The 8,529-nt window shown below is 41.5% G+C and carries 7 protein-coding genes and 3 pseudogenes; 9 read left to right on the forward strand and 1 reads right to left on the reverse strand.

Annotation, left to right across the window (positions count from 1 at the left end):
• Positions 1-136: 136 nt before the first annotated feature.
• Positions 137-676 (reverse strand): annotated as a pseudogene (locus O9332_RS05015) (YebC/PmpR family DNA-binding transcriptional regulator); the annotation flags it as partial.
• 237 nt (positions 677-913) lie between these two features.
• Between O9332_RS05015 and O9332_RS05020 the strand changes: the two are divergent.
• The 9 genes and pseudogenes from O9332_RS05020 to O9332_RS05060 all read left to right on the forward strand — a co-directional run.
• On the forward strand, positions 914-1,399 hold the full coding sequence (locus O9332_RS05020) for a pentapeptide repeat-containing protein (protein ID WP_043999109.1): 486 nt from the start codon (positions 914-916) through the stop codon (positions 1,397-1,399).
• Positions 1,400-1,570: 171 nt separating this feature from the next.
• Complete coding sequence (locus tag O9332_RS05025; RefSeq protein WP_002759753.1) at positions 1,571-3,502, forward strand: transglycosylase domain-containing protein; 1,932 nt, start codon at positions 1,571-1,573, stop codon at positions 3,500-3,502.
• Positions 3,503-3,617: 115 nt separating this feature from the next.
• Positions 3,618-3,863, forward strand: a complete 246-nt coding sequence (locus O9332_RS05030; RefSeq protein WP_287730079.1) for a YlcI/YnfO family protein — start codon at positions 3,618-3,620, stop codon at positions 3,861-3,863.
• A gap of 119 nt (positions 3,864-3,982) precedes the next feature.
• Positions 3,983-5,095 carry a hypothetical protein gene (locus O9332_RS05035; protein WP_288024003.1) on the forward strand — a complete coding sequence of 371 codons (1,113 nt, stop codon included), beginning with the start codon at positions 3,983-3,985 and terminating at the stop codon, positions 5,093-5,095.
• Between the two features lie 8 nt (positions 5,096-5,103).
• On the forward strand, positions 5,104-5,913 hold the full coding sequence (locus O9332_RS05040) for a DNA adenine methylase (protein ID WP_288024006.1): 810 nt from the start codon (positions 5,104-5,106) through the stop codon (positions 5,911-5,913).
• A 143-nt stretch (positions 5,914-6,056) separates the two neighbouring features.
• Positions 6,057-6,500, forward strand: a pseudogene (locus O9332_RS05045) (transposase family protein); the annotation flags it as partial.
• 216 nt (positions 6,501-6,716) lie between these two features.
• On the forward strand, positions 6,717-7,292 hold the full coding sequence (locus tag O9332_RS05050) for a Uma2 family endonuclease (protein ID WP_288024013.1): 576 nt from the start codon (positions 6,717-6,719) through the stop codon (positions 7,290-7,292).
• Positions 7,293-8,055: 763 nt separating this feature from the next.
• Complete coding sequence (locus O9332_RS05055) at positions 8,056-8,367, forward strand: hypothetical protein (RefSeq protein ID WP_288024009.1); 312 nt, start codon at positions 8,056-8,058, stop codon at positions 8,365-8,367.
• A gap of 24 nt (positions 8,368-8,391) precedes the next feature.
• Positions 8,392-8,529: pseudogene (locus O9332_RS05060) on the forward strand (IS701 family transposase); the annotation flags it as partial.

Here is an 8,529-nt window from a genome sequence, read left to right on the forward strand (position 1 = left end):
TAAGTATAACACAGTTTACCTACAAATGGTAGAATTAAAATCGTGCTTCGCAGTTAATATCTTGGTCGGATTTCATCCCCCGCAAAGGTTGATGTCTTGTCGAAAAATTTAGCGGGGGCATTCATCCGACATTTTAGGTAAAAACTTCTGCCCCTTCACCTTCCTCCTCACTGTCAAAAAACTCGTAGGATTGGGCCTGGCCCTCTAGGGAAGCTTCTAAAAGCTGATCCTCATCAATAGTTCCCTCAAGACGAATTACCCCCTTATGGTCAAACATCCAGCCCACACAGCCCGTTTCACCTAAATTACCGCCATTTTTGCTAAAAGCCACCCGCAGATCTGCGGCCGTGCGATTGCGATTATCGGTCAGTGCTTCGATCAGGATCGCCACACCCCCGGGACCATAACCCTCGTAGCGAATTTGCTCAAAAGCCGAGTCATTTTCCCAAGTTCCCGCCCCTTTAGCGATCGCTCTTTCGATATTGTCATTGGGAATACCGGCCACCTTGGCTTTTTCGATCGCCGTGCGTAGCTGAAAATTGCCCGCAGGATCCGGAACACCGTTACGGGTAGCCACGATAAGGGCCCGGGATAACTGGGTGAAAGTTTGCCCTTTTTTGGCGTCAACCCGGGCTTTTTGTCGTTTAATATTTGCCCATTTACTATGACCAGCCATATCTATCTAAGATATCCAACATCAAAAATCTAGCAGATCGATCGCTCTTGGTAAATCCGGGGATAATTGTCAATTCAACCAGTGCAAGGTAATGAGGTGATTTTCGGGGATGATCATAAATCCTGTTTAGAAGCTATAGGGGAGCGGGTAGTTCGAGCATTTGTACTAAAATTACCGATAGGCGGTTTAAATGCAGTACAGCTTATTATAGAAAAGGTTGATCAATCAGGGGGCAATATGGCGCAATTTTCTCGCAAAACTCTACTAACCTTGTTTGCTAGTATATTAGTATTATTATTATCCTTGGCTCCGGCCCAAGCCCTAAGTTATAATAACCGTAATTTGACCGATAACGACTTTGCGGGGCAGGATTTGCGCGATTCCACCTTCGATCACTCCAATCTGCGCGGTAGTAACTTCAGTCATGCCAATCTGGAAGGGGTACGCTTTTTTTCGGCCAACTTGGAGGGGGCCGACTTTAGCGATGCCAATATGAGAAACGTGGATTTAGAATCGGCCCGTTTAACCAGAGCCAACTTTACCAATGCCGTTCTCGAAGGAGCTTTTGCCACTAACATTTTAATCAAGGGTGCAATTATCGACGGGGCCGATTTTACCGATGCAATTATTCGCTCCGATGTGGAAAAATATCTTTGTGAGATAGCCACAGGAACTAACCCCATAACTGGCAGAAATACCCGCGATACCCTGTTTTGTCCCTGATATGTAACTATGCTGCTCCTAATCCCCCTGCCATGGCCGATCGAAACTAGAGCCAGATCGGCCATAATTGCTGTAAGCTAGTATTCGATTTTTTAACAAAACCTTTACAATAGACTTTCAAGCCAGTTTAATCGATCAGTCCCCTCTTGGAAAAAGGAAATTGTAACCATCGTGTCCACCAGTACCCTCGGCAATCAAGACAAAGAGCAGAAACCTAGTAGTGACTCGGATAGCTTTTTCCAAGGAGTCTCCAGAGTCGCAGGGGGAACCGCTCTCGGCCTGTTGATGGTATCCACGGCCGTGGTGACGGGGGCTGTGGTAGGATTAGCGATTAGTTACCGCAATCTACCCGATGTGAGGATTTTACGGGGTTACGTCCCCACGGAAACCAGTTATATCTACGATGTTAAAGGCAGACCCCTGACCAGCTTACACGGAGAAGCGAATCGGGAAGTGGTGGAACTCGATCAAATATCTCCCAATCTGAAACGCGCCGTGATGGCGATCGAAGATAGCCATTTTTATCACCATCGTGGTATTAATCCTAATAGTATCGGCCGGGCAGTAGTGGCTAACTGGAAAAGTGGCGGTGTGGTGGAAGGTGCATCTACCATCACCATGCAGTTAGTCAAAAATATTTTTCTCTCCCATCAGCGCACCGTTAGCCGTAAATTAGCCGAGGCGGTCCTGGCAGTACGAGTGGAACAGGTTTTTAGCAAAAATGACATTCTGGAAATGTACCTCAATAATATCTATTGGGGTCATAATAATTACGGAGTGCAAACCGCTGCTAAAAGTTATTTTAATAAACCCGCTGCCCAGTTAAATTTAGCAGAATCGGCGATGATGGCCGGATTAATCCAAGCGCCGGAAGTTTATAGTCCTTTTAATAATTATAAAACCGCCAAGGAAAGACAGGCATTGGTTCTCAGTCGGATGCGTACCTTAGGTTGGATCACCCCCGCACAGGAAGAGGCCGCTTTAAAGGAACCGCTGAAACTGGGTAAACCTACCGCTTGGCAAGAAAGTAAATTACCCTACGTTACCGATGCAGTGGTGGCAGAATTGCGGCAAAAATTTGGCAAGGAAACCCTAACTAAAGGGGGAATGCGGATTCAAACCACGATCGATCTCGACTTCCAAAACATGGCCGAGTCTACCATCCAACGGGCCTATAATAGCTTGCGTGGTCGCGGTATTCGTACCAAAGACCTACAAATTTCTCTAGTCGCAGTGGATCCCCGCACCCATTTCGTCAAGGCGCTCGTCGGTGGCGTTGATTACAATAAAAGTCAATTAAACCGCGCCATCCAATCCCGTCGTCAACCGGGGTCAGCTTTTAAACCTTTCGTCTATTATACTGCCTTCGCTAGTGGTCGTTTTACCCCCGAAACGGTGATTAATGATGCTCCCGTACGTTTTCGCGAGGCCGGCGGCTTCTATAGCCCAAAAAACTACGGTGGCGGCTTTTCTGGTCCGGTTTCCCTGCGTAGCGCTCTGATGCAGTCTCTGAATATTCCCGCAGTTGTTCTCGGTCGTCGCGTCGGGATAAATAAAGTCATTGAAGTCTGTCGTCTGTTGGGTTTCGAGAGTCCTTTAATTGCCGTCACCTCTTTACCTTTGGGATCCGTGGATGTGACTCCTCTGGAAATGGCGGGGGCCTACGCTACTTTTGCCAGTAATGGCTGGCATTCTAAGCCTACCTTTATCATGCGTGTTACTGATAGCCGTGGTAACGTCATGCTCGATAATACACCCAAACCGAAGCTAGTTTTAGACCCCTGGGCCACCGCTTCTCTCAATTCTGTCCTACAGGGAGTTATTCAGGGAGGAACAGCCACCTCGGCCCAAATCGGTCGTCCAGCAGCGGGAAAAACCGGTACTACCGATAACGAGAAAAATGTCTGGTTTGTTGGTTATGTTCCCCAATTAGCCACGGCAGTATGGATTGGAGATGACCAAAATCGCACTTTAGGTAAAGGTATCACTGGTGGCGGTTTTGCCGCTCCCATTTGGCGTGATTTTATGGCACAAGCACTTAAAAATGAACGAGTAGAATATTTTCCCTCTCCCTCCAAATTCCGCAAACCAACAGTTAAGTAGATGGTTAATCTAATTGGTTTGATCGTAATTTATCGATCGAGTAAAGGTGGCTATGTTAAAAATGAAACCCACGCTTTGAGCCTTTAGGTTTCCTACGATTAATAGGTAAGTTACCATGAGTACCATCCAAGTTCAAATTCCCGACTCATTACAGAAAAGTTTAGATGATCTAGCGGCTCGTGATGGAATTTCGATCGATCAATTTATCTCTACTGCGATCGCTGAGAAACTTTCAGCGTTGATGACAGAAAATTACCTAATAGAAAGGTCCAAAAAGGGAAGTCGAGAAAAGTATCAGGCAATCTTAACAAAAGTTCCCGATGTTGAGTCAGAAGCCTATGACCGGCTGCCGACTGTCTGACATATCACTGCACCAGACTTTGTGCTAGACTTTGACAAGGCGGGTGAGTTCAACCGTTAGGCTGTCTTTTAATCCAATTAGTTTGATCGTAATTTCATAATATGAGCGAAGTCTTGAATTTGACTGGATTTATTAGAGATGTAAAATATACAGCCTGTCTAACAGAATCTTTAGACAGAGTATGTTTGGAACAATTTGATGTTAATGAATCCAGAGCTTATGGAATTATAGAGGCACAAAATACAGAAGTCGCTTATTCCAAGTGGGTTTCCCCTAAGCGAACCAGAAGTTATCCATTTGCCAGAATTTATAACACATATAATGCATCAAAAATATTGACAATAATACCGATTATTAAAGATGAGGGAAGAGATGGAGACTTAGATAAGCTTCAATATTCTACAGTTTCATGGATGAATTTACTCAATATATATATAGTTCTTGGATACTATGAAAATGCGGAGAAAAGTCAAAAAACGAAACAGGAAAATAAACACAAACTTACCAAACAAAAGTTTAATAATGAATTTATTAAGAATCAAATAAAAGAAATTTTAAATTACAAGCAAAGTGCTTTACATTGGAATAAAAGTTTATTAGAAGAAAAGTTTACTTCGACTTTTCAACAGGCTCTTAATTCTTATAAAAATATCTCTGACAATACTGGTGTTTTTACTCATTCTCAAGCTAGTATGGGACAATATCTAAAAGCAGTTATGCTTGATTTTGAAGAATTCAAAAATATATCTCTAAAAGGCTCTAAAATGGCAAGTGAAAGGGAATCAGTTACAGTACATAAACATGAATATTTAGTCGATGGAAGGAAAGCAAACTTCTGTATTGAAAACTATTTGGGAGGAACTTATTATCTAGCACCAGACGAAATTTTATATATAAAAGATCAATATTACATTCAGGAGTCTAAAAATTCTACAAGGAAGGGGCTGCCAGATTTAACTGATATACAAGATGGTCTTTTTAAATTAATTCTGTATTCCAATATAGACTCCATTAACTTAAACAATCAATCCATAAATTTTGTGTCAAAGTTAAAACTTACAGGTAAAGGTATTAAAGACAAAATTACTTTACCTTGTCAATTGGAAAATCTAGAAAAATTTCTTGTGTTAAACTCGGATAATCTGAAGGAGAGAGAGCAGGAAATAATTAGAAAGCTTTTAGTTGAAGTTCAAACCAATAAAAAGCTCGAAATCGAGATAGGAGCTAATTAGTAAATAAAATGTCAAAAATTAAAAGTCCCTTGCGTTATCCGGGGGGGAAATCCCGGGCAATTAAGCAAATTTTGCCGCAAATTCCTGTGAATATTAGGGAATATCGAGAACCTTTTTTTGGTGGGGGTTCTGTATTTTTTGCTGTTAAGCAACTCTTTGGACAACAAATAAAAACCTATTGGATTAATGACTTAAATTATGATTTATATTGTTTCTGGCAATGCGCTCAAGAAAATATTGATTTATTGGTAGCAAAAATAACAGAAATTAAACAGAAATATGATACTGGACGAGAATTATTTCAAGATTTGACAAGGGAAGATTTAAAGTTAACCGACTTTGAGAAAGCAGTGCGTTTTTTTATCTTAAATCGGATTACTTTTTCGGGAACAGTGGATTCGGGAGGTTATTCTCAAGCTGCTTTTACCAGTAGATTTACTGATTCATCAATGGCCAGATTAACTCAAATTGCGCCGTTATTAGCATCAGTAAAAATTACTAACCAAGACTACGAAGAATTATTATTTGCTGAGGGAAAAGAAGTTTTTATCTTTCTCGATCCCCCCTACTATAGTGCCACAAAATCCCGTTTGTACGGTGTGAGAGGTAATTTACATACCAGCTTCGATCATCAACGTTTTGCCGATAATATGCGTCAATGTCAGGCTAAATGGTTAATTACCTACGATGATTGTCCAGAGATACGAAAACTCTTTGATTTTGCCCATATTATCGAGTGGAATCTTCAGTATGGCATGAATAATTATAAACAAGGACAGGCAGCGGCGGGGAGAGAATTAATGATCAAAAATTATTAGTGCGATGCCGAAGGCACTGAGTAGCAGTAAGCTAATTTTATAGGTTGGGTTGACGACTGTTACCCAACACCCTCGAAAGCAAGAGGCTCTTCTAGGTTCTGTGTGAGCATGGTATAATAGTAATACAGGACAGGAGGTGGGTTATGTGGATAAATTTTGATCAACTCCTCGATTTACCAAATGTAACAGTGGTCAATTATCAAAAAATTGATCAGACAATTTTCCTAAAGCTCGCTCTTTTAAATGAAACAATTGAATGTCCGAATTGTCATCAAATATTGGACAGAATCAATCAGACAGAGTACAATCTAGTCAGAGATTTATCAATATTAGGCAATCTGGTATATTTAGAAGTACCACGCCGCCAGTTTCATTGTCAAAAGTGCCAAAAGTATATTAGCGAAAGATTGAGTTTTATGAGATTAAGACAGCATCATACAATCCGCTATGAATCGATGATTTATGAGAGAGTAAAAAATTCTAGTATCGAAGAAATAAGTCGAGAAGAAGGGTTAGGATCGTAAGAAGTTGGGTTAATATTTAATCACTTTGCTAAAGAACTAGAAAAGGAAGAGTGGGAAGCGCCATAACCAAGGTGAGAGCATCTGAAAAGCTATTGACAATTGGCCAATTTTGTGATCCCCGTGGGCATTTCCAGTGATACCAGTCAGTCAGAATAGTTAAGAAATCGACCGATTTGATTGAGAGGGCAAATTCTCATCAAATATACCTGAATCGTCGGTAAGCAACCCAGATAAAGTTCATTTATAATAAAGTCACAAAAAAAACCTTTGCTTGAACCGATGACGACTTCCTTGACTGAGAGTCTCACCCTTGAAGATTTCCTCAAATTGCCATATTTGGAGGATTCTCCAGCATGGGAATACTTGCATGGAGTCGCAATTCAGAAACCCATGCCTAAGACTCGACACTCTATCCTGCAAAAACGTCTTTTAGCTGAGGTTGACAGCCATACTGTTGATTATACAGCCTTACCTGAGTTGCGATGTACCTTCGGCGGGCGTTCGCTCGTTCCTGATGTTGCCGTAATTGCATGGAATCGAATTAACCTCAATCAAGCAGGTGAACCAGAGGACGACTTTACCGAAGCACCTGATTGGACTATCGAAATTCTTTCACCTGATCAAAAGGTAAACCGTGTAATTGACAACATTTTACATTGTTTAAAACATGGCAGTAAATTAGGATGGATGCTTGATCCAGATGATTATTCTGTTTTAATGTTTACTCCCCAACAAGAGCCGGAAGTTTGCAGAGGGGATCACCAGCTTAAGGTAATTGCAGGGGTTCAGTTGACACTGACTCCACAACAAATCTTTGCATGGCTAAAAGTTGGTCAAGCTAGACAAAGTAAGTAGAAGTCGGGGGAGAAGCACGAGGACTAACTTGGTCGTTAGACGGAATTCAATGCTTTTAAGGTTAAGTAAGTGGTTATAATTAAATTGAAGATAGATTTTGTCTTTGATCCCCCCTGCCTCCTTGATAAGGGTGGTATCTGATAATTTTTAACACCTACCTACTTAGGGTTTGCGGCAAAAAGCTTTTCCTGGGGGCAGGGTGTGGCCCCCCCAACCCCCCCGACATCGGGGGGGGCAGGTGGGGTGTGGGGTTTTACCAGTTTTGAGGTGGTCAACTACCTAATTTTCAGGGAAAAAGTACCTGAATTTTCCCCCGATCCCCGCAATGGCTGGCACTTTTTGAGGGTAAAAAAGTCCAAAAGTCTTATCCAACAAGGTTTTTAGATTTATTCAGCAGACCCTACTTATGACTTTGAAAGAAGTTTTTAAGGTTCTTCGGTTTGTCTTATGCAATGGACGGGGTTATAAAGAATGAAACCTTTATAGAGACAGACATTGCCGCAATTTTTGTCAATTGTTTGCGATCTGGAGCGAACTAATCAATTAAATCTTTTGCCAGATAAGGATTGAGTCGATTTATGCCCCCCTATCGAACCATAACAAGTCCCGAAGAGCCGTTTTTAAGCGGCGATTTGAAGAACTAGATGAGCAAGCATCCCAATTAGAATCTTCTAAAAAAGTTCTCCAAAGAGAGATAATTGGCACTGGTGAATTTATCGATAGCTACTTACTTTTAAGCTGGAAGGTAAAAGTAAGAAACTTATTGTCTAAACTTTGTGGTGAAGATTCTCAGTACTTTAAACAATTTGAGCGGAAAGAGAACGGGCATACAACTTATGGGATGTTTAAGGCATTTAAAGCGGTATTTTTGGCAGCAAAAGAAGATTTTGAGGGTGGTTATCTCTCGTCTCTTAAAACACTGGTTCAAGCCGAAGTTTTTGATTCTCAGTTTGAACAAGCAAATGAGTTTTTTTCTAGTGGTTATTATACCGCTGCGGCTGTGATTGCCGGAGTTGTGTTAGTGGGACTTAAACGCCAAATAAAGATCAAATCGAGTATAATTGTTAAAGAGTAAGCACTTTACGTTGAAAGATCAGCGATGAAAGAGACAACCCCAGCCGCAATGCCCCCATGCTTTGACCGATGGTGTCGGCGGTTTGACAATTGCTTCAAAAACGAAGCGCAAAAAAACGGCTTCAGACAATATTTAGGAGGATTATTAGGGGAAAGTGAGAGG

The sequence above is a fragment of the Microcystis sp. LE19-10.1B genome (assembly GCF_027530565.1).
Taxonomy (GTDB): Bacteria; Cyanobacteriota; Cyanobacteriia; order Cyanobacteriales; family Microcystaceae; genus Microcystis; species Microcystis aeruginosa.

Coding starts and splice junctions, on each gene's coding strand:
- O9332_RS05050 (WP_288024013.1), top strand. CDS start 6,717: ATGACGACTTCCTTGACTGAGAGTCTCACCCTTGAAGATTTCCTCAAA.
- O9332_RS05020 (WP_043999109.1), top strand. CDS start 914: ATGGCGCAATTTTCTCGCAAAACTCTACTAACCTTGTTTGCTAGTATA.
- O9332_RS05040 (WP_288024006.1), top strand. CDS start 5,104: ATGTCAAAAATTAAAAGTCCCTTGCGTTATCCGGGGGGGAAATCCCGG.
- O9332_RS05030 (WP_287730079.1), top strand. CDS start 3,618: ATGAGTACCATCCAAGTTCAAATTCCCGACTCATTACAGAAAAGTTTA.